At 71.6% G+C, this 20696-nt stretch carries 15 protein-coding genes; 8 read left to right on the top strand and 7 right to left on the bottom strand.

Going from position 1 to position 20696, the window contains the following annotated elements:
• The first annotated feature begins 126 nt into the window (after nt 1-126).
• Nucleotides 127-1476 (top strand): efflux RND transporter periplasmic adaptor subunit, encoded by a 1350-nt coding sequence (locus WMF14_RS29415; RefSeq protein WP_437791350.1) that lies wholly within the window; start codon nt 127-129, stop codon nt 1474-1476.
• Entirely contained in the window at nt 1473-4655 is a 3183-nt protein-coding gene (locus WMF14_RS29410; RefSeq protein WP_437791347.1) for an efflux RND transporter permease subunit, read from the top strand. Before WMF14_RS29415 ends, WMF14_RS29410 begins: the two co-directional genes overlap by 4 nt.
• On the opposite strand, the gene WMF14_RS29405 is transcribed toward WMF14_RS29410, so the two are convergent.
• Entirely contained in the window at nt 4632-5996 is a 1365-nt protein-coding gene (locus tag WMF14_RS29405; protein ID WP_437791346.1) for a Vgb family protein, read from the bottom strand. The two genes, WMF14_RS29410 and WMF14_RS29405, sit on opposite strands and share 24 nt — an antisense overlap.
• 612 nt (nt 5997-6608) lie before the next feature.
• Here WMF14_RS29405 and WMF14_RS29400 point away from each other — a divergent pair.
• From WMF14_RS29400 to ribA, 4 genes are all read left to right on the top strand, one after another.
• On the top strand, nt 6609-6851 hold the full coding sequence (locus WMF14_RS29400) for an addiction module protein (protein ID WP_437323306.1): 243 nt from the start codon (nt 6609-6611) through the stop codon (nt 6849-6851).
• Nucleotides 6848-7174, top strand: a complete 327-nt coding sequence (locus WMF14_RS29395; protein WP_437791344.1) for a type II toxin-antitoxin system RelE/ParE family toxin — start codon at nt 6848-6850, stop codon at nt 7172-7174. Before WMF14_RS29400 ends, WMF14_RS29395 begins: the two co-directional genes overlap by 4 nt.
• A 146-nt stretch (nt 7175-7320) precedes the next feature.
• Nucleotides 7321-9135, top strand: a complete 1815-nt coding sequence (locus WMF14_RS29390; protein ID WP_437791342.1) for an acyl-CoA dehydrogenase — start codon at nt 7321-7323, stop codon at nt 9133-9135.
• Between the two features lie 366 nt (nt 9136-9501).
• Nucleotides 9502-10179, top strand: coding sequence for a GTP cyclohydrolase II (gene ribA / locus WMF14_RS29385; protein WP_272094217.1), 678 nt, complete (start codon nt 9502-9504; stop codon nt 10177-10179).
• Between the two features lie 15 nt (nt 10180-10194).
• On the opposite strand, the gene WMF14_RS29380 is transcribed toward ribA, so the two are convergent.
• The 4 genes from WMF14_RS29380 to glmU all read right to left on the bottom strand — a co-directional run bounded on the left by WMF14_RS29380 (nt 10195) and on the right by glmU (nt 13305).
• Nucleotides 10195-10998, bottom strand: a complete 804-nt coding sequence (locus WMF14_RS29380) for a family 1 encapsulin nanocompartment shell protein (protein WP_437791340.1) — start codon at nt 10996-10998, stop codon at nt 10195-10197.
• Between the two features lie 2 nt (nt 10999-11000).
• A complete protein-coding gene (locus WMF14_RS29375; protein ID WP_272094215.1) occupies nt 11001-11384 on the bottom strand; it encodes a ferritin-like domain-containing protein in 384 nt (127 codons plus the stop codon).
• An 18-nt stretch (nt 11385-11402) separates the two neighbouring features.
• On the bottom strand, nt 11403-11582 hold the full coding sequence (locus WMF14_RS29370) for an FmdB family zinc ribbon protein (protein ID WP_437791338.1): 180 nt from the start codon (nt 11580-11582) through the stop codon (nt 11403-11405).
• 301 nt (nt 11583-11883) lie between these two features.
• A complete protein-coding gene (gene glmU / locus WMF14_RS29365) occupies nt 11884-13305 on the bottom strand; it encodes a bifunctional UDP-N-acetylglucosamine diphosphorylase/glucosamine-1-phosphate N-acetyltransferase GlmU (protein WP_437791336.1) in 1422 nt (473 codons plus the stop codon).
• 177 nt (nt 13306-13482) lie between these two features.
• On the opposite strand from glmU, the gene WMF14_RS29360 reads away from it, so the two are divergent.
• Both WMF14_RS29360 and WMF14_RS29355 read left to right on the top strand, forming a co-directional pair.
• Nucleotides 13483-17346 carry a hypothetical protein gene (locus tag WMF14_RS29360; protein ID WP_437791333.1) on the top strand — a complete coding sequence of 1288 codons (3864 nt, stop codon included), beginning with the start codon at nt 13483-13485 and terminating at the stop codon, nt 17344-17346.
• Between the two features lie 5 nt (nt 17347-17351).
• Nucleotides 17352-18848 (top strand): OmpP1/FadL family transporter, encoded by a 1497-nt coding sequence (locus tag WMF14_RS29355; protein WP_437791331.1) that lies wholly within the window; start codon nt 17352-17354, stop codon nt 18846-18848.
• Here the strand turns inward: WMF14_RS29355 and WMF14_RS29350 are convergent.
• Nucleotides 18814-19314 carry a host attachment protein gene (locus WMF14_RS29350; RefSeq protein WP_437791329.1) on the bottom strand — a complete coding sequence of 167 codons (501 nt, stop codon included), beginning with the start codon at nt 19312-19314 and terminating at the stop codon, nt 18814-18816. The genes WMF14_RS29355 and WMF14_RS29350 overlap by 35 nt on opposite strands.
• 268 nt (nt 19315-19582) lie before the next feature.
• Nucleotides 19583-20545 (bottom strand): prolyl aminopeptidase, encoded by a 963-nt coding sequence (gene pip, locus WMF14_RS29345; RefSeq protein WP_437323292.1) that lies wholly within the window; start codon nt 20543-20545, stop codon nt 19583-19585.
• Nucleotides 20546-20696: the final 151 nt, after the last annotated feature.

Raw genomic sequence — 20696 nt, 5'->3', positions numbered from 1 at the left:
GCAGGACCGGCCCCGCAGGCCTCGCCGAGGCACGCCCCGCTGCGCGGCCGGTGGCCGGTGACGCTGCCGGGCCACCCCCGCTCGGCCCGCGCACAGCGGCTCAAGTTGCGCTACTCCTCCACCTAGATGGTGCTCCAACCGATTCGCGTGGCCGCGCTCGCCCTGGTGGCAGGGCTTGTCTTCCTCGGTTCTCCGGCGTGCAAGAAGGGCGGGGAGGCCTCGCCCGAGCAGGGGCGCAAGCCCGCGAAGCAGGCGCTCAGCTTCCCTGTCGAGGTCGTGCCCGTCACGGCGGAGCGGGTCGAGTATGCCGTGACGGCCGTCGGAGCGGTCGAGGCGTTCGAGCAGGTGCAGCTCACCGCGCGCGTCGCCGGCGTCGTCGAGGCGGTGAGGTTCATGGAGGGCGCCGAGGTCAAGGCGGGGCAGGTGCTCGTCGAGATCGACCCGGCCCGGTACAACCTCGCCGTCCGCGCGGCGCGCGCGACGCTCGAGCGGATGACCGCCACCCAGGCCGAGGCCGCCGCGGGGCTCGAGCGGCGCGAGGCCGAGGGCGCCGAGGGCGTCTTCAGCAAGGAAGACGTCGCGTCCTGGCGCTCTCGGGCGGCGACGACGTCCGCGCAGGTCGCCGAGGCGAAGGTCGCCGTCGACCAGGCGCTCCTGAACCTGCGCGACGCCTACGTGCGCGCCCCCATCCAGGGGAAGATCCAGACGCGCACCGTGCAGACGGGCCAGCACGTGCCTGTCGGCACCGTGCTCGCGACGCTCCTGCGCCGCGACCCGCTCCTGCTCCGCTTCCAGATCCCCGCCGCCGACGCCCTGCGGGTCACGCCCGACATGGAGGCGCGCTTCACCGTGAAGGGCGACGAGCGGACCTACAGCGCCAGGCTGACGCACGTCGCCGACGCGGCGGATCCGGCGACGCGCATGGTCGCCGTGACCGGCGAGGTGCAGGGCGAGGGCAAGGAGCTGCTCCGCCCCGGCACCTTCGCCGAGGTGACCGTGCCCGTGGGCGCGAGCGGCGACGCGCCCGTGATCCCACTGACGTCCGTGCGACCGAGCGAGCGAGGGTTCCTCGCATACGTGGTCGACGGCACCACCGCGCGTGAGCGCGTGCTCTCGCTGGGGCTGCGCACGCCCGACGGGCGCGTCGAGGTGAAGTCGGGCCTCTCCGTGGGAGAGCTCCTCGTGGCGCGCGGCGCGGAGGCGCTGCGCGAGGGGGCGCAGGTCCGCATCGCACCGCCAGGCAGCGTACCGGGAGGCCAATCCCCGGCGCGTCGCCCCGAGGGAGGCGCAGAGGCCAGCGCCTCCGCGGCCGGCGCGCCACCGCCCGCCGCCTCGGCCGGCGTATCACCGCCCGCGTCGCCACACGCCTCGTCCGGCGCGCCGCCGCCCGCCTCCTCGTCCGGCGCGTCACCACCCGCCTCGGCGGGCGCGTCGCCGCCGACCTCTCCCGCCAGCTCGTCACGGAGCGTGCCGTGAGCCTCACCGAAGCCTGCCTCAGGAAGCCGGTCTTCGCCTGGATGCTGATGGCCGCGACCATCGTCTTCGGCCTCGTCGCCGTGTCGCGCATCGGCATCAGCCAGTTCCCCGACGTCGACTTCCCCACCATCACCATCTCCGCCACGCTGGAGGGCGCCGCCCCCGAGATCATGGAGCACGACGTGGTCGAGCCGCTCGAGGAGGCGGCCGTCCAGGTCGAGGGGATCCGATCGATCACGTCGACGTCGCGCCAGGGGAGCGCCTCGGTCACCATCGAGCTCGACCTGTCACGCGACGTCGACGTCGCGCTCCAGGACGTTCAGACGAAGATCTCCCAGGCGCAGCGCCGGCTCCCGCTCGACCTCGACCCGCCCGTCGTCTCCAAGACGAACCCGGAGGACCAGCCGATCATGTGGGTCGGGCTCTCCGGCCCCTTCTCTCCCCAGCTCGTCGCCGACATCGCGCGTTACCGGCTGAAGGAGAAGCTCCAGACGGTGCCCGGCGTCGGAGAGCTCACGCTCGGCGGCTACCTCGAGCGCAACGTCCGCATCTGGATCGACGCCGATCGACTCGCCGAGAAGGGGCTCACCGTCGCCGACGTCACCGAGGCCCTGCGCCGCCAGCACATCGAGCTCCCCGCCGGCCGCATCGAGACCGAAGGGCGGGAGCTCAACGTGCGGGTGATGGGGGAGGCGCTCGATCTCGCGACCTTCAAGCGGATCGTCCTCCGCCAGGGCAGCCCCGGCGCGGCCGCCCTGCCGGGCGCGGCCGCCCAGGCGGCGGGGCCGCCGTCGTCGGCGCGCGCCACGGTGTACCTGGAGGACGTCGCGCTCGTCGAGGACGGCTTCGAGGACGTCCGCCGGCTCGCCCGGGTGAACGGGGAGCCGGCCCAGGGCCTCGGCGTGAGGAAGCAGCGCGGCTCGAACGCGGTCGAGGTCGCCCGCGGGGTCCGGGCCGCGCTTGCCGAGGTCCAGAAGTCCCTGCCCGAGGGGATGGAGGTCGGCGTGAACTTCGACTCGACGAAGTTCATCGAGGAGTCGGTCCACGAGATCGAGCTCGAGCTCGGCATGGCCATCGCGCTCACGGCCCTGGTCTGCTGGATGTTCCTCGGCTCGCTCTCGAGCACGATCAACGTCGTCCTGGCCATCCCGATGTCGCTGCTCGGCACGGTCGCCGCGATCTACTTCCTCGGCTTCACGCTGAACACCTTCACGCTGCTCGGGCTCTCGCTCGCCGTCGGCATCGTCGTCGACGACGCGATCATGGTGCTCGAGAACATCCACAGGCACGCCGAAGGGGGGAAGGACCGCGTCCGCGCCGCCCGCGAGGGCACGGCCGAGATCACCTTCGCGGCGCTCGCCGCGACGCTCGCCGTCGTCGCGATCTTCCTCCCGATCATCTTCATGGAGGGGGTTGTCGGCCGGTTCTTCCTCCAGTTCGGCGTGACCCTCTGCATCGCCGTGCTCCTCTCGTACCTGGAGGCGATCACCCTCGCGCCCGCCCGCTGCGCGCAGATCCTCGACGTCTCCCGCGAGGGCCGGGGCCGCCTCGGGCGGCTCGTCGATCGCGGCTTCGAGGCGCTCTCCCGCGGCTATGGCTGGCTCCTCGCCCGGGCGCTCCGGTTCCCGGCCGCGGTCGTGCTGCTCGGCGCGGTCCTCTTCGCCGGCGCGATCGTCGCCATGCAGCGCCTCCCGACGGAGTTCGTCCCGTCGCAGGACCAGGGGAGGCTCCTTGTCCGCCTCCAGACGGCGGTCGGCTCGGACATCGAAGAGACCGACAGGCTCTTCCGCCGCGCCGAGGCGGCCGTGGGCGCGAACCCGGCGGTGGAGCGGGTCTTCGCCGTGGTCGGAGGCTTCGGCGGAGGGGGCGGCGTGAACACGGGCATCCTGTTCGTCACGATGAAGCCGCCCGAGGAGCGGGCGCTCTCGCAGGCCGATCTCCAGGGCGCGCTCCGCAAGGAGCTGAACGGCTATCCCGGCTTGCGCGCCGTGGTCCAGGACCTCTCGCAGTCGGGCTTCACGGCCCAGCGCGGGTTCCCTGTCGAGTTCTCGATCCGCGGCCCCGACTGGGACGAGCTCACGAAGCACAGCGAGCGCATCCGGGCCGAGCTCGCGCAGAGCGGCCTCGTCGTGGATCTCGACTCCGACTACCAGCTCGGCATGCCCGAGCTCCGCATCGTGCCCGACCGGGCGCGCGCGGCGGATCTCGGCGTGAGCGTCGAGGCCATCGCGACGACGCTGAACACGCTGATCGGCGGCGGCCGCGTCGCCAAGTACAACGACAACGGGCGCCGCATCGACGTCCGCGCGCGCCTGCTCGCGGAGCAGCGGAGCCGGCCCGAGGATCTCGCGCGCATCCAGGTGAGGAGCGCGTCGGGCGCGCTGGTACCGCTGACGTCGGTCGTCACCTACGACGAGCGCCCGGCGCTCCAGGCGATCACGCGCCGCGACCGGGAGCGCGCCATCTCGGTCTTCGGCAACGTCGCGCCGGGGCGCTCGCAGGGCGAGGCGGTGGCCCGCGTCGAGGAGCTCGGCCGGGATCTGCCGGCCGGCTACCGCCTTGTGCTGGGCGGCGCGAGCGTGACGTTCCGCGAGTCGATGGGCGGCCTCCTGTTCGCGTTGGTGCTCGGGATCCTGGTCGCCTACATGGTGCTCGCGTCCCAGTTCAACTCGTTCCTGCACCCGGTCACGGTGCTGACGATCCTGCCGCTGTCGATCGCGGGCGCTGCGTTTGCGCTGCTGCTGACGGGGCACACGCTCAACATCTTCAGCATGATCGGGATCCTCCTGCTCATGGGGATCGTGAAGAAGAACTCGATCATCCTCGTGGATCACGCGATCGAGGTGAGGCGCGGGCACGGCCAGGGGGAAGGGGACGTGATGGACGCGCGCGAGGCGATGCTCCGCGCCGGCCCGGTGCGGCTGCGGCCTATCCTGATGACCTCGATCGCGACGCTGATGGCCGCTGTCCCGTCGGCGCTGGCGCTCGGCCCAGGCGCCGAGATCCGGGCGCCGATGGCCGCGGCGGTGATCGGCGGTCTCGTCGTCTCGACGGCGCTCAGCCTCCTCGTCGTGCCGGCGTTCTACGTGGTCGCGGACGACCTGCGGGCGCGCCTCGCCCGGCTCCGGCGGTCGGGCTCCACGGCCGCCACGAGCTCACTTGGGGCCGTGGATCGGTGACCAGCCGGGGGGCGGGTTGAAGGCGAGGTCGATGAGCGATCCGAACGCCTCGCTCGTCAGGACGGTGGCTCCCGTTTCCACGTCTCCGCCCGCGACGAGCTCCGCCTTGGCGATCGCCGCCGCCGAACCGACCTTGGAGGGCAACCACAGGTTCCCCTGCTGATCGAAGGCGATGCTCTCCGGAAGCGCCAGCACCCCCACTTCGAGTTGAACGTCCGGGGTGAGCTCCGCTGACGCTTCGAGATCGCCGGGCTCGAACTTGGCAATGGTGTTCGAGCCCCAGTAACCCACCCAGAGCGCGCCCTGCTCGTCGAACGCGAGCCCCGTCGGGTGGCCCAGCGGCCCGATCACCGGCTCGGGGGTGAGCGCCTTCAGCACCACGTCGGCGGGATCCCCGTCGTCCGCGGCGAGCCGCTCGGCCGTGTACATCAGCACCGCGTCCTGCTCGGCGCTCGCCACCCACAGGTTGCCCGATCCGTCGAACGCGAGCGCTTGAACGTTCTCGATCTCGTCTCCGGTGATGGTCGCGGAGGGCTCCACCACGCCGGAGCCTTCGAGATCGGCCGCGTCGATCCTCAGCAAATGATCGCGGATCCCGACCCAGAGGTTGCCGGCGGCGTCGAACGCCAGGCCGCCCGCGGCGCAGGGGATGACGCCCGCGCACGCCTCGGACACGTCGAGCACGCGGTCAGGGGCGGCCTCGCTGCTCTCGCCCAGCGTGTCGACGAGCCGCACGGTGATCTGCCCCGCGTTGGCCGAGACCCACAGGTTGCCGGCCCCGTCGAACGCGATAGCGCCCTGGTTGATGATCTCGGCGCTCCCCTGGAACGCGACGCTCGGTGTTACCGCGCCCGACTCGAGCAGCGCCTCGCCGTCGAGCGCGCCGACCAGCTGGTCGCCGTTCTGCGCGGTGAACCAGAGCTTGTGGCTCCCGGGCGTGAGCTCGTAGTTGAAGGTGACCTCGGTGGTCGCGCCGTCGGCGACGCAAGCGCTCTGCTCCGGGTCATCGGGCCGGTACACGAAGCCGACGCGTTCGTCGTCCGGGTAGTCGGCCACGCTGCTTGCGCGCAGCGTGTACTCACCCGCTGGCGTGTCGAGGGACGTGCTCGAGTCCAGGCGCTGGTCCGCCACTCCCGGCGAGGTCACGGCGACGTCTCCGGCGTCGTTCGGGCTCACGATCTCGACGTCGAGGGTCCCGTCGCCTCCGGCTTCGCAAGCCGCGCCACCACCTTCACCGCCGCCGCCTTCACCGCCCGAACCCGCCTCCGACGGGTTGTCGTCGTTGTCCCCACAGCCCACGGAAACCAACGCCGCGAGCAGAACCCAGGAAAGTCGTTTCATGGGGCACGAGTCTAGGAACCCGGGGCAAGCACCGCAAAGAGCGTGTGGCCGCCGAACGCTCGATTTCAAAAAAAGCGTGGATCTACCAACGACAGCGGGCGCCGCGTGGACGTGCGCGCGCGACTTGTGCTTCCCGAGAGTGACGCTAGAAGGTTCGAATCCTTCCCCTTGCACCAAGACGATCCATTGAAGCAGCACGCGTCCGGCCGGCGAGGCGAGGCCAATGAGGTGTTTCCTGCGCCCAGTCGCATCGCGCGGAATAGGCTGCCAACTCGCCGCTGTTGCTGACACCGCATTGAGCCTCTCTTCGCGTGGCGGGGCTCAATTGAGCAGAGAGCGAGGCGCTAGCCAGCGCAGCTCCGTCGACCCGCTGCGGGCGATCTCGACGCCGAGATGAAGCATACCGCAGCAGGGGCGAAATCCAGGGGAGGGACGCACGGACCTCGACGACAGGGCCACGGTAGGGTTCAGGTGTACGTTCACCGGCGGCGCTGCGGTCCCGCATTGGCGTGACGGTGCCGCGGTGCGCGGCTCGCCGTCGGCGCCGCTCGCTCTTGACCGCGTCAACCACGCGCTGCGCCGTCGCGTGCCCCTTGTGGTATCCTGCGGAGCATGGAGCGAGCCATCCAGAACCCGCCGCCTGGCTTCGACGAGCTCACCGTGAACGAGCAGATCGAATACGTCCAAGCGCTCTGGGAGCGGATCGCGGCGAGGGAGGACGAGGTGCCGGTACCCGAGTGGCATAGCGCCGAGCTCGATCGCCGGCTCGCCGAGTACGAAGCAGCGCCAGACGCTGGCCGGTCCTGGGAAGAGGTCGAGGCCGACCTTCGTACGAGCCTCGCGACGCGTCGATGATCCGGCTCATCGTACGCCCGTCTGCCGAGCTGGACATCCGGGAGGCGGCGGAATGGTACGAGGACGAGGAGGCCGGGCTGGGCGGACAGTTCGTTGATGAATTACGGCACATCGTCAGCCGGATCCGCGAGCTCCCGTCGCAGTTCCCCGACGTCGGGCGGGGGACTCGTCGTGCACTGCTCAAGCGATTCCCCTATGCGATCTACTTCCTGCTTCGTGGTGAAGCCGACCAGCGGGCGGCGGTGATCCTTGCCATACTTCATCAGCGGCGCCGCCCGTCTGTTTGGAAGAAACGCACTCGAGACGAAGGCGGAGCGGGCTAACTCGGCGCCAGCGCCGACGCCGGCCGGATCCGGCCGGATCCTGTCGGTTCGTTTCCGCCCGCGCTCGCCGGACCCATGATCGAGACAAGCCGTTCGACATCCCGCATCGTGCGCGCCTAGCGTGCGCCACATTCGGCGAGAGACACATGACCGCTCCCCAGAACCCCCTCATCAACAACCGCGACGTCGAGTTCCTCCTCTACGAGGTGCTCGACGCGCCGCGCCTCTGCGAGCTCCCCTATTTCGCCGAGCACTCGCGCGACACGTTCGATCTCTACCTCCAGAGCTGCCGGCGCTTCGCGCGGGAGGTGCTGTTCCCGACTTACAGGCCGGTCGACGAGGCGCCGCCGCGCTTCCAGGCGGGCGCCATCACGGTGCACCCCGCCATCAAGCAGGTCTTCCGGCCGATGGTCGAGCTCGGGGTGCTCACCGCGGCGCGGCCGGCCGCGGTGGGGGGGCAGCAGCTGCCGCTCGTCGTCGCCACGCTCGCCGGCGCCTACCTGCAGGCGGCGAACCTGAGCGCGTGCGGCTACCTCAGCCTGACGGCCGGCGCGGCGCACCTCATCGAGACGTTCGGCGACGACGCCCTGCGGTCCGCCTTCATGACCCGGATGTACGCCGGCGAGTGGACCGGGACGATGGCGCTCACCGAGCCCCAGGCCGGATCGAGCCTCGCCGACGTGCAGGCGAGCGCGGTGAAGACAGACGCGGGCCACTACCTCGTCCGCGGGTCCAAGATGTTCATCTCGGGCGGCGATCACGACCTCACCGAGAACATCGTCCACCTCACGCTCGCGCGCATCGAGGGCGCGCCTCGGGGCATCAAGGGCGTGAGCCTGTTCGCCGTCCCCAAGCGGCGGCCCGAGCGGTTGACCGAGGGCGGGCAGCTCGTCCCGAACGACGTCGAGGTCGCCGGCATGATCCACAAGCTCGGCTGGCGCGGGCTCCCCAGCCTGTCGCTCAGCTTCGGCGAGAAGGGGGACTGCCACGGCTACCTCGTGGGCAGCCCCCACCAGGGCGTCGCCTGCATGTTCCAGATGATGAACGAGGCCCGCATCATGGTCGGCGCGAACGCCGTGGCGACCGCCTCTGCGGCCTACCACGAGGCGCTCGGCTACGCGCTCGTCCGGCCGCAGGGCCGGACGCTCGGCGCGAAGGACCCGGCGGCGCCGCAGGTGCCGATCATCGAGCACGCCGACGTGCGCCGGATGCTGCTCCGGCAGAAGGCCATCGTCGAGGGCGGCCTCGCGCTCGTCTCCACGACCGCGCTGTACGCCGATCTCGCGGCGCACGCCGCGGACGCGGCGGACCGGGAGCGCGCGCAGCGGCTCCTCGACCTGCTCACCCCCATCGCCAAGACCTTCCCCGCCGAGAAGGGCTTCGAGTCGAACGCCCTCGCGCTCCAGGTCCACGGCGGCTACGGCTACTCGAGCGAGTACCTCCCGGAGGCCTGGCTCCGGGATCAGAAGCTCAACTCGATCCACGAGGGCACGACCGGGATCCAGGGCATGGACCTCCTCGGCCGCAAGGTCGTGGCCGGGAACGGCGCCGCGCTCATCGCGCTCGGCGGCGAGATCCAGCAGACGATCGTCCGGGCGCAGCGAGCCGGCGTCGAGCCCGCGTGGGGCGAGCGCCTCGGCGCGGCGCTCTCGCTGCTCGGCGAGGTGACGGTGCAGCTCGCCGAGGCGGGGATGCGCGGCGACACCGAGCGGATGCTGCGGCACAGCGCCGATTACATGGAGCTCGTCTCCGTTGTCGTCGTGGCCTGGCAATGGCTCGCGATGGCCGCGGCCGCCCGCGAAGGGCTGGCCAGGGGCGCCGCCCCGGCCGGCTTCTACGAAGGCAAGCTCTGCGCGGCGCAGTACTGGTTCTCGACGGAGCTGCCCCGGGTCGAGGCGCTCGCCGCGCTTTGCCGCTCCGGCGAGGACTCGTACGCCAGGATGCAACCCGGGTGGTTCTGAGGCGGGCGCGGCGGCCCTGGCGCGTCACCGGCGCGTTCAGGGGGGCCGGAGGCGGGCGCCGCGGCCCACCGGCGCCCTCGACGCGCTCCGACGGTCCGCCGGCGTCTCGATGGTGAGTCCGCTCACGGCCGGCGGGACCGCCGATCGCGCGGGGACGAAGCGGATCGGCTGCTCCAGACAGCGGATCGGCTGCTCCAGGTATGTCCTTGGAGCAACATCTTGGAGAGCTTATCTTGTTCCTGCCCGGTGCTTACGCTACCTGATTGACGCCACCTTCAGGGGTGGCTGGACAAGGCAGGGCAGCGGGCTACCAGGCGCGTTCCTTGCTTTACAGGTGACCCAGGATTCCTCCACCAGGAGAGCGAGATGCACGTCCCGACGACGGCGATCCGGCCTCAGCTCGATATTCGTGCCCAGGCGCCCGTGCCCACGAAGCACGGCGTCTTTCAGATGTTGGTGTTCCACTTCGGTGGGACGACGAGCCCCGACCAGGGGCTCTCGCCCGATCACGTCGCGCTCGTCATGGGCGACGTGCGCGGCCGGTCGGACGTGACCCTGCGCGTCCACTCCGAGTGCCTCACGAGCGAGGTGTTCGGCTCCCTCAAGTGCGACTGCCGCGAGCAGCTCGAGGCGGCCCAGGCCGAGATCGGGCGCCGCGGGCTCGGCGTGGTGCTCTACCTGCGGCAGGAAGGGCGCGGCATCGGGCTCGCCAACAAGATCCGGGCGTACCAGCTCCAGGCGTTCGGCCACGACACGGTCGACGCGAACCGCATCCTCGGCCTGCCCGACGACGCCCGCGGCTACGAGCCCGCGGCCGCGATGATCGAGCACCTCGGCATCGAGTCGATCCGGCTCCTCACGAACAACCCGGACAAGGTCGAGGCGCTCCGCGCGCTCGGCGTCCGGATCGCCTCGCGCTCGGCGGCCATCGTCCCGGCCAACCCGTTCTCCGCGCCCTACCTCGAGGCGAAGCGCCTCCGGATGGGCCACGTCATCCCGTCGCTGCGCGACGGCGAGGGCGCGGCGGTCGGCGACGCCGAGTAGCCGCGGGGGCTGCTCTCAGCCCCGCCGCAGCGCCACGGCCGCGGCGCGCTCGAGCACGCGGAAGGTGAAGCTCTCGGTGAGGAAGAGCTCCACGACGTGCCTGTCGTGCCCGTCGTAGCCGATGGACAGGTCTTCCCCCACGGTCAGCTCGAAGTCGCCGCCTCGCGTGCTCAGGAGCACGCCGCCTTCGAGCGCGGGCGCCCACACGATCGGCCCGTCGATGAGCTGGCGCTCGATGTGCTTGAGGAGCGGGTACCCGTCCTCCGCGGCCGCGGCCAGCTCGTCGTACGCCTTCGGACCCAGCGCGAGCGCATAAGGACCGTCGACGCCCGCGGCGCGGAGCACCTCTCTCGCCGCCACCACGGCGCGCGGCCACGCCTCCGGCGCGGGGATCACCACGGGCTTGTGCGGCGCGACCTCCAGGATCCCCTCGATCCCGGCGGCCGCGAGCCCGTTGAAGATGGCGCCGTCCTCGAAGCGCGCGGCGTGCTCGGCGGCGCGCACGACGTCCTCGATGTTGGGCTCCTGCGCGCCGCGCCCGACGGCGTCGAGCTCGGCGAGATCGAGGCGGATGGGCGTGCGGAACTCGACGAGCGGCCGCACGAGGCGGATGCCCGCGCTCACCGAGGACGCCTCCTTCCGCTCGAGCGCGCGCGTGCGGCCCGTGTTGACGGCGGCGTACTCCCAGCCGAACGGGCCGCGGAAATCGACGACCTTGCGGCCGGCGAGGTGCAGCTTGAGCACGCGCGTCGCCTCGTGATCGATGAGGTCCCATGCGGCGGGGAGGATGGGAGCGAGCTCGCGCTTGAGAAGATCCATGATCATGCCCCCTTCAGGCTCCCGATGCCGAGCCCACCGCTCGGCGCCATGGCGCCGGTCTTCGCCGTGGCGCCGAGCTTCGCCGCCTCCTCGGCCGCTTCCACCTCGGTGATCGGTCCCTGGCTGTTGAGATAGATGTCGATCTTCTCCTGGAAGACGCGATCATTCCGCCGGAGCCACTCGAGGTTCATCATCGCGTGCTCCACCTCCTCCTCGAGGTGGTGGAGCAGCACGGCTCGGAGCTCCGCGTCCGTGCACGCCTCGGCGCGCTGCTGGTACCAGTCGATCGCCTCGAGCTCCTCGATCAACGAGACGATCGCGCGGTGCCGTTCCTTGGTCGCCTCCGACAGGAGCTCCGGCAGCTCGTGGTAATTCTCGCTCGACACGCCGCTCTGTCCTTCTGTCTAGGCGCTCTTTCGCGCCGTTTGCACCTGGAAGGCCACGATCTCCGGCTCGACGTTCGAGCGGCCGCAGGCCGTGCACTGGGCCGTGCGCTCCCGCTTCAGGCGTTCGAACTCGGAGAGCGACGCGACCACCTCGAACTCGGCGCCGCAGTCGTTGCACTTGAACTCGTACGTCGGCATGGAGCTCCCTGTCTTGCAAATGTGAACTGAATCACATGTGCAGGCACAAGCGAGATCCGTGCCCTCCCAGGATTCGAGCCGACCCAGGTTGCAGCCGGACGACCACGGGTGTCTTCGGCATCGCGCGAAAATGACCGTGCGCGGTCGGTGTCGGAGGCCGAGCTGAAGCCGCGGCCGGGGCCTCGGGCCGGATCGCCGATGCGCTCGCCGCGTGCCTCCCGGCGCTGGAAGGTGTGATCTCGAGGGGTCGGCCGGTCGCCTCGCTACCGCCTTCTACCGTGCGTGAACAGCACGGCGCCCGCTACTTCTTCGCCGCGTCCTTCAGCCGCGCCTTGAGCCGCGTCGCGTAGCCCTCCTTGTTCTCCTGCTTCACCCGGCCGATCGCCAGCGCCTCGTCCGGCACGTCGCGGGTCACGGTCGTGCCCGTCGCCACGTAGGCGCCCGCGCCGATCTTCACCGGGGCGACGATCTGCGAGTCGCTGCCGATGAAAGCGCCGGCGCCGATCTCGGTCCGGTGCTTCCGGAAGCCGTCGTAGTTGCAGAAGATCGTCCCGGCGCCGACGTTCGCGCCCTCGCCGATGTCGCCGTCGCCGAGGTAGGCGAGGTGGTTCGCCTTCGCGCCCTTCCGGACCACGGTCTTCTTGGTCTCGACGAAGTTGCCGATGTGCGCGTCGGCCTCGATCTGGCTCTCCGGCCGGAGGTGCGAGAACGGCCCGATCTGCGCGCCGGCGCCGATCGACGACTGCGAGGCGACCGTGTACGGCTTCACGGAGGCGCCCGCCTCGACGACCACGTCCGTGAGCACCGAGCCCACGTCGATCCGCGCGCCCGCGCCCACCCGCGTCCGGCCCCGCAGGACGACGGCGTGCTCGATCACGGCGTCCGGCTCGACGGCCACGCCCGCGTCGATGCGGGCGCTCGTGCGGATCGTGACACCGCTCTTGCGCAGCCGATCGGAGATGCGGCCGTGGAGCACCTCCTCGGCGGCGGCGAGCTGCGCGCGGTCGTTGATGCCCACGAGCGAGCCGACGTCCCTGGCCACGACCGCCGCGGCGCCGCCGGCCTTCGCCGCCTGCGCGACGATGTCGGTCAGGTAGAGCTCACCCTGCGCGTTGTCCGTCGTCAGCCCGGCCAGCGCGCGCTCGAGGAACCCGCTGCGGGCGAGGTAGACGCCGGGGTTCACCTCGGTGATCGCGCGCTCCTCGGGCGTCGCGTCCTTGTGCTCGCGGATGCCGATCACACGGCCCGACGCGTCGCGGAGGATCCTGCCGTACCCCGTCGGATCGGAGACCTCCGCGGTGAGCATCGCCATCGGCGCGCCGCCCGCGCGGTCGAGCGCCCCGCGGAGCTGCGTGAGCTGCTCCGGATCGAGCAGCGGCGTGTCGCCGCACAGGATCAGGATCGCCTCGGAGGTGGCGTCGATGTGCGGCATGGCGCAGCGCACCGCGTCGCCCGTGCCGCGCTGCTGGGGCTGGAGCGCGGTGCGGACCTTCTTCCCCTGGGCGCCGAACGCCTTGTCCAGGGCCGCCGAGACCTCGTCGCGGCCGTGGCCGACGACGACCACGACGTCGGAGGCGCCGGCGGCCAGCGCCGCGTCGACGACGTAATGGAGCATCGGTCGGCCGCAGAGCTCGTGGAGCACCTTCGGCCGGGCGCTCTTCATCCGAGTCCCTTGTCCAGCAGCGAGAACGACAGCGGTGAGCGGGGTGGGTTGGGTCGCCATCGCTCCGCAGCCTATACCCACGAGCCCGCCGCCGTCCCCGTCGCAGCGCAGTGACGCTGGAGAACTGGAGAACGCGCGCTCCGGCGTCGCCCACCTCACCCCCGCTGGGGCGCCAAGCCCCCTACGCACCTGGAGTGGAATCGTCTACCCTGGAGGCAACTGGGGGAGGTTGTCGTCATGCGCAGGCGCGCGCTGGGTTCCTCGGTCGCTGTACTCCGGCTCGTCGCGCTCATCGCGGCCGGCGGGGCGATCGCTTCGTGTCACGAGCCGCTCGACACGACGCGGAAGGCGCCTCCCAAGGTGAAGGAGGGCGGCGGGCTGGGCGACGACGTCTTCGGCATGCTCTGCGACCGCGTGGGCGCGTCGAGCCTCCACGAGGACCACACGGGCGCCTCGTACCAGCGCGTCTGCCACTACGACGGCGAGGGCCGGTACGAGGACGAGGTCGACGTCTCGGTGCTCCCGCCGGTCTCCGGCGAGCGGGCGGCGCAGGCGCGCAGGCTGGGTGTGGCCAAGGTGGAGGCCATGGCGCGGTGGCGCAACGCCCTCGTGGACGCCGTCAACGCCGCCGTGCCGGACATCGAGATCGACAACGTCGCGCCCGGCGAGGGGGGCGGCAGGATCCGGCTGCACGATGCCGTCCTGAGCCTCTCGCAGACCCTCGCGCCGCTCTACGAGTCGAACCCGTTCGACGCGGCGGGGCCGGCGGTCCTGCCCGAGTCGACCCGGGGGATCGCCCGGCTCCTCGACGCGCTCATCCACGGCGGCGAGGAGAACGCGAGGCTGGACGAGGGCGACCAGAAGAGGCAGCGGGAGCGGGCGCCGATCGCCTGCGACAGGGCAGAGGGGCAGGGAGCGCCGGTCTGCGCCCTCGCGAGCATCTGGGGGCGCCGGGGCTATCGCTCGGCGGAGGTGGGGCTCGGCATGGCGGGCGCGGCGCTCGCGTACCCCGGGCTGCGCCCGATGACCGTGGCGGCGCTCGACGTGCTCGGCCCCGGCGGCCCGGGGGCGCCCGCGCTCCAGGCGCTGCTCGCGGCCGGCGAGCAGGAGCTGGCCACGCTGTCGCTGCCGGAGCGGGAGCCGCTCGCGGTCGACGCCGCCACCGCGCAGCCGAGCCGCCCGCGCACGACCCTGGAGCTCGCGCAGGCGGCGCTGCTCGCGGAGCACCCCGGGCTCGCCGCGCCGCCGTCGATCTTCATCACCCGCCGCGATGGGCGCGGGTGGGTGCTCCCCCAGGGCGAGGGGGTCCCCGCGCCGTTCGCCGACGAAGACCGCGACGGCCTCGCCGACATCGACGCGGCCGGCAGGTTCGTGGACCGGAGCGGCGCGCCGCTCGCGATCGAACCGCCGTTCGCCATCCCCGGCGTCACCGAGCCGCCGCGGGACCAGTTCGGGCGCCTCTCGCCGGAGCTCTACGCCTACGTCGACACCTCCCGCACCGTCCTCGGCGCGGCGCTGCGGTCGATCGTGCCGCTCGTCGACGCGACCCGGTACGCGGGCAAGGGCGATCCGGAGCCGTGGAAGACCGAGCACGAAGGGCTCATGTACGCGCTGTCCGGCGCGTACCTGCTCTTCGGCGACCGCGAGGAGGCCCGCTACGACGCCCGCCGCGGCAGGATCGTGCCCGCGGGCGAGCGGTGCGACGGCTGCCTGTCGTACCGCCGCTTCCGCGGCGAGGACTCGCCGCTCGCCGACCTCGCGCACGCGGTCGGCCAGGTGCTCGCCGACAAGGACTCGGACGTCCTCCTGCTCACGCTCATCGATCTGCTCGAGAACCGCGAGGCGGAGCTCGCGCGCATGACCGCCGCGGCGCTGCGCATCCGGGATGTCGCCCGCGAGCACGACCGGCTGGCCGCCCAGGGCAAGGAGGCGCCCGCGCGGATCGACGAGAAGGCGCCGCTCTGGGACGAGCTCTCGGCGGTGCTCGGCAGGGCCGTCGAGCAGCCGGGGCTCGTGGCGCGCTTGATCGGGGCGCTCGGGAGCGACGCGCTCCTCGCCTCGCGCGGCGGCGCGCGGCACGCGGGCGACGCGATCGCGGCGATGCTCACGACCCGCGACCGGTACGCGTACAACCCGGCGCAGCTGAACGGCCCGGCGATCAACCTCACGGTCGGGGCGCCGACGATCGCCGCGCCGCGGACGCCGGTGGATCAGACGAAGCCGAAGATCGGCGACAACCGCTCGGGCATGGAGCGGCTGATGCAGCTCATGCACGACACCGCCGGCGTCAGGCAGTGCAACAAGGAGGGCGCGGTGGTCAGCGTCTTCGAGGTCACTGTGCCCTTCGTCGAGTACGCCGAGTGCGAGCTGTTCCAGATCGACAACCTGGCGGCCTTCTACCTCGACTCGCTCCTCCCGGAGGGGCACGACAAGAAGGCGGTGCTCGAGGTCAAGCCGACGGTCCTCGCGCTCGCCGTGACGGACTCGGTGCTCGAGTCCTCGAGCGGCATCCACGGCTTGACGAGCCATCCCACCCCGGCCGCGCTGAACCGCCTCATCTATTTCGGAGCCGACTCGGACAGGTTCCCGGCGCTGCAGGATCTGGATCCCTTCCGGGCGCTGTCGGGAGCGGGCGGGAACCTGACGACGAACCTGTTCATCTCCGGGACGCTCGAGCCGGCCGGCACGATCCATTGCCCGAGGAACGCGCTGGGCGTGAACGAGTGCAGCTCCTCCGAGGGCCTGATCCGGGGGCGCCACCCGGGGACGGCCTTCTTGCTGGAGCAGCTCGGGCTCGGCGAGTACCTGAGCCCCATCGTGGCGGCGTTCGCCGAGGTCGCCCCGGATTCCACGGGGGAGGACCTCCTGATCGATCTCTTCAGCACGGCGTACCATCACTGGCCGGGCAAGCAGCACGGGCCGGAGTGCATCAAGGCCGGCTCGCCCAAGACCAACACCGCGTACTGCTCGGAGGCAGGGGCCAGCTCGTACGAGCCGCTCATGGCCGACGCGCTCCGGGCCAAGGACGTCCTCGCGTCGTCGGTGGCGTTCGCCCGGATGGCGCGCGACACGTCCGTGACCGTGCGGCGCGGCCCCGCGGCAGATCGGCCGTTGACGAAGGCGCAGGTCCTCGAGAAGCTCGCGCGCACCCTCTTCAGCACCCGCTACGCGGCCGGCGTGGGCATGGTCGACCGCTGGGGGAAGAAGAAGGCCACGTGGGCGGATGGTCGCGTCCAGGACCAGCTCACCGTGTTCACCCTCCTCGCCGGCGCTCTGAACGGCATCGACGCACGCTTCGCGCAGCGGAATGCGCCGGACGCCGCCGAGCGAGAGGGCCAGTGGAAGCGCGGCGTGGACGAGCTCGTCGATGCGCTGCTCGCGGTCGAGGGGTCGGGGCCTGAGGCCCGGTTCAAGAACCGCGCGCTCCCGAGGATGGGCGCCCTCGTCCTGCGCGTCCTCCGCGAGCAGCTGAACGCCCACTGCCCCGATCGCGAGACGACGGGGCGGTGCGCCTGGGCGCAGAAGGAGCTCGGCGCGACGGTGAGCGACCTCCTGGGCCACCCGCTGTTCGCCGCCGCCGTCGACGTGATGGAGGCAGTCCGCGCCCACGAGCCGGCGCGACGGGAGATCGAGCGGTTCCTCACAACCCTGCTCGACGCGGACGCAGCCGGCGCCCCGTTCCAGGCGCTCTCGACGACGCTCGCCGACGGCCTCCAGCTCCTCGCCAACGACGACGGCTCGCGCCGGATCCTGAAGGCCGCGTCGACCGCGCTGACCCCGGCGGGGGGCGCCGGCGGGCCAGGCGCGGCCGACGCGGGGCTCAACGCGCTGAAGGCGCTCAACGACGATCGCTACGACAGGTATCACGCGATGGAGCACGTGCTCCCGGCGCTCGTGACGCCGATGGCGGACGGCCGAGCGCCGCTCGACGTGTTCCTCGACGCGTTCGCGGACGTGAACCGCATCGAGGCCGGGAGCGGCGCGCCGCTGACGGCGGAGGACTACCGGCAGCTGTTTGTCTCGGCCAGGGACTTCCTGACGGACGAGACTCGCGGGCTCGAGCAGATCTACGCCATCGTCAAGAACCGGCCGCACGAGTGATCCACGTGCAAAAGCCCACGATCCGCGCCGTGCTCTCCGTGGCGTCCGCCGCGGGGGCGCTCCTCCTGCCCGCGGGCGACGCCGTCGCCGCCGGGCTGTACTTCACCGACCGCGGCGTCCGCCCGTCGTCCCGCGGCGGGGCGTACATCGCCGGAGGCGACGATCTCGGGGCGATCGCCTACAACCCCGCGGGCGTCTACGAGGCCGGCACCCAGGTGCTGTTCGACGTCGGGCTCTTCGAGTGGCGCAGCCGGCACACGCGCCAGGCGATCGTACGCCAGGTCGATCCGAACACCGGCGAGCCGACGGGCGCGAGCTTCGTGCAGACGATGGATCCGGTGACCGGCAGCGCGCCGGTGCTGCCGATCCCCACGCTGGCGGCGTCCTTCAAGGTCGACCCGCGGTGGGTCGTCTGGGGCGGGATGTGGGCGCCGTACGCGGCCCTCTCCAGCTATCCGGAGCAGGTGAACGGCATGCCGGCGCCCCAGCGCTACGCGCTGCTCACGCTCGAGGGCTCCGCGCTCGCGCTCCTGGGGGTCGGGGCGGCGTACGCGCCGTCGCCCGAGTGGCGCTTCGGCGCCGGGCTCGGCGCGCTGGTCGGCACGTTCAACAGCCGGATGGTGGTCTCCGGGTGCCTCCCGGAGCGGATGTTCTGCGCGCCCGAAGATCCGGAGTGGGACATCCATTCCGAGCTCAGCGTCGCGCCCATCGTGGCGCCCACGGGCCAGCTCGGGGCGCTCTTCGTCCCGACGCCGCGCTGGCGTGTCGGCCTGGCCTTCCAGCTGCCCATCTGGGTGCGCGCGCCGGCCAAATTCAGGGCGCGGCTCCCCGCGGCGCCCGTCTTCGAGCGCGCCGTCCAGGAGGGCGAGGACGCCGACGTCGCGTTCGATCTGCCGTGGGTCCTCCGCGCCGGCGTGGAGGCGCGGGTCGTGGACGACCTGCGCGTGGAGCTCGGGCTCGGCGTCGAGGGCTGGAGCATGCACGACGACATCCTCGTCGAGCCCGACGGCGTGGTGCTCCGGAACGTCGCCGGCTTCCCAGAGGCGTTCCGCGTGCCAGCCGTCTCGTTCCCGCGGCGGTTCGAGAACTCACTCTCGGCGAGGCTCGGGGGCGAGTATTCCTTCGACCTCGCGGGCGCGCGGTGGGATCTGCGCGCCGGCGTGAGCCTCGAGCAGAGCGCCGTCCCGCCCGAGTACCTGTCGGTCCTCACGATCGACGCGACCAAGCTGACGACGGCGGCCGGCCTCGGCGTCCACCTCGGCCGGTGGCGCCTCGACGCGAGCTACGCGCACGCCTTCGCCGCGGACGTGAGGGTCGATCCGAGGGAAGCGCGGCTCCCGCAGGTGAGCCCGGTGCGGGCCAATCCGCCGGAGGACCCGAACACCATCAATGGCGGCGCCTACAGCGCCCGGGCGAACGTCGTCGGGCTCGGCGTCGCCTACACGTTCGAGGCAGCGGGGAGCGGCGTTACCCGGCCCGCAGCTCGCGCAGCCGCTCCGTGAGCCGGGGGCCGTCCAGCCAGCTCAGGTCCTTGTCCACGCTCGTCTCGATGTGGTTACTGACCTGCTTGCTCACCGTGCCGCGGAGCAGGCCCAGGAAGTGAGGCGGCGCGATGAGCACCAGCGTCTCGTAGGCGTGCTCGTTCAACCCCTTCTCCAGCACCTCCGCGAGCTCCTGGGCGAACTTCTGCTTCTCGACCTCCTTGGGATCGGTGTCGGGAGCGGCGCCGGGACGGCCGAGGTATTGGCCCCCTGCGCCGTTGCCGAGGCTGCCGTTCCCGCTGGAGGTGCCGTTCGGCTTGCGGCCGTACGCGTCGGCCATCAGATCCCGCACGCGCGCCCGGCTCTCGTCATGGTTGTATGACTCGAGCAGGGTGAAGCCCTTGCCCGCAGGCTCTTCGCGATAGAGCTGGGCGCGGCTTGCGTCGGAGACCAGGATCCACGTCTTCCGTGCTGCCTTTTTTGCCATAAGCCTCCACGGGGGAATCAACCCTTCCTTGGTTTACGTTAAAGACCGACCCCACGCGGCGCAAGCGGCCGGAGGGCCGAGTCCGGCGCAATTCGGCCGGATCGCACCCCGAGAGGAAGGCTCCAGCAGACTCGACAACCCGCTCTCGGCCTGAATTCGTGGAGAACGAGAGGGGGAGAGCGGCGCTCGGGAGGTGGTTGACCGCGAAATACGGTGTTTGGTGTACTGCGCGTGTCCAGCGACCTCGGCCGCGCTCGTTGACCGCCGGTCAACGGAACCGGTCGGTCGCCTCGACCAGCTCGTGCAGGATGCCCGGCTCCATCGCCGAGTGCCCTGCGTCCGCCACGATGCGCAGATCGGACTCGGGGAACGCGCGGTGGAGCGCCCACGCGCTCTCCGGCGGACAGACGACATCGTAGCGGCCCTGCACGATGACGGTCGGGATATGGCGGATCCGGTGCACGTCGTCGAGCAGCTGCGTCTCCGCCGTGAAGAACCCCTTGTTCATGAAATAGTGGCACTCGATCCGGGCGAACGCGAGGGCGAAATCATCACCTGACGTCTTCGCGACGAGCTCATGGTTCGTGAACAGGCAGCTCGTCCGCCCCTCCCAGACGCTCCACGCGCGCGCCGCCCGCTGCTGCAACCCGGGGTCCGGGCTCGTGAGGCGCCGGTGGTACGCCGTGAGCAGGTCGTCCCGCTCGGCCTCGGGGATGAACGCGAGGTACTCCTCCCACGCGTCGGGGAAGATGGCGCTCGCGCCCCGCTGATAGAACCAGTCGAGCTCCTGCTTCCGCAGGAGGAAGATGCCGCGCAGCACGAGCTCCGTCACCCGCTCCGGGTGCCGCTCGGCGTAGGCCAGCGACAGCGTGCTCCCCCACGAGCCGCCGAACACCTGCCAGCGCTCGATCCCGAGGTGCTCGCGGAGCTTCTCCATATCCTCGACGAGGTGCCAGGTGGTGTTCTCCTCCAGGCTCGCGTACGGCGTGCTCCTGCCGCAGCCCCGCTGGTCGAAGAGCACGATCCGGTAGGCGGCCGGGTCGAAGAAGCGCCGCTGCTTCGGCTCCGTGCCGCCCCCGGGGCCGCCGTGCACGAAGACCACCGGTTTGCCGCGCGGATTGCCCGATTCCTCGAAATAGATCTCGTGAAGATCGGAGACGCGCAGCCTCCCGGCGCGGTACGGCTCGATCTCGGGATACAGCGTTCGCCTCTGGGTGCCTGTCGTCGTCATGCCGCTCCCGTTCGTCGGCCGACGTCGCGCGTCGCGCGCGCCGGCGCGTCCCCTGCGCGCCCAGCGTACGCGAAGGCGCGCCGGGAGGGGAGAGGGCGTGGACGGGGGACGGCAGGTCGCGGCGGGGGGCGGCGAGGGACGGCAGGTCGGG

The sequence above is a fragment of the Sorangium sp. So ce693 genome (genome assembly GCF_051521375.1).
Classification (GTDB): domain Bacteria; phylum Myxococcota_A; class Polyangia; order Polyangiales; family Polyangiaceae; genus Sorangium; species Sorangium atrum.
The sequence above is the reverse complement of the archived record's forward strand: the minus strand, read 5'-3'. Positions and strand labels throughout refer to the sequence as shown.

Bases quoted from the DNA above. Each gene is read 5' to 3' on its own strand.
- WMF14_RS29415 (WP_437791350.1), top strand. From the start codon at position 127: ATGGTGCTCCAACCGATTCGCGTGGCCGCGCTCGCCCTGGTGGCAGGG.
- WMF14_RS29390 (WP_437791342.1), top strand. From the start codon at position 7,321: ATGACCGCTCCCCAGAACCCCCTCATCAACAACCGCGACGTCGAGTTC.
- glmU (WP_437791336.1), bottom strand. From the start codon at position 13,305: ATGGCGACCCAACCCACCCCGCTCACCGCTGTCGTTCTCGCTGCTGGA.
- WMF14_RS29380 (WP_437791340.1), bottom strand. From the start codon at position 10,998: ATGGATCTTCTCAAGCGCGAGCTCGCTCCCATCCTCCCCGCCGCATGG.
- pip (WP_437323292.1), bottom strand. From the start codon at position 20,545: ATGACGACGACAGGCACCCAGAGGCGAACGCTGTATCCCGAGATCGAG.
- ribA (WP_272094217.1), top strand. From the start codon at position 9,502: ATGCACGTCCCGACGACGGCGATCCGGCCTCAGCTCGATATTCGTGCC.
- WMF14_RS29350 (WP_437791329.1), bottom strand. From the start codon at position 19,314: ATGGCAAAAAAGGCAGCACGGAAGACGTGGATCCTGGTCTCCGACGCA.
- WMF14_RS29405 (WP_437791346.1), bottom strand. From the start codon at position 5,996: ATGAAACGACTTTCCTGGGTTCTGCTCGCGGCGTTGGTTTCCGTGGGC.
- WMF14_RS29400 (WP_437323306.1), top strand. From the start codon at position 6,609: ATGGAGCGAGCCATCCAGAACCCGCCGCCTGGCTTCGACGAGCTCACC.
- WMF14_RS29370 (WP_437791338.1), bottom strand. From the start codon at position 11,582: ATGCCGACGTACGAGTTCAAGTGCAACGACTGCGGCGCCGAGTTCGAG.
- WMF14_RS29395 (WP_437791344.1), top strand. From the start codon at position 6,848: ATGATCCGGCTCATCGTACGCCCGTCTGCCGAGCTGGACATCCGGGAG.
- WMF14_RS29360 (WP_437791333.1), top strand. From the start codon at position 13,483: ATGCGCAGGCGCGCGCTGGGTTCCTCGGTCGCTGTACTCCGGCTCGTC.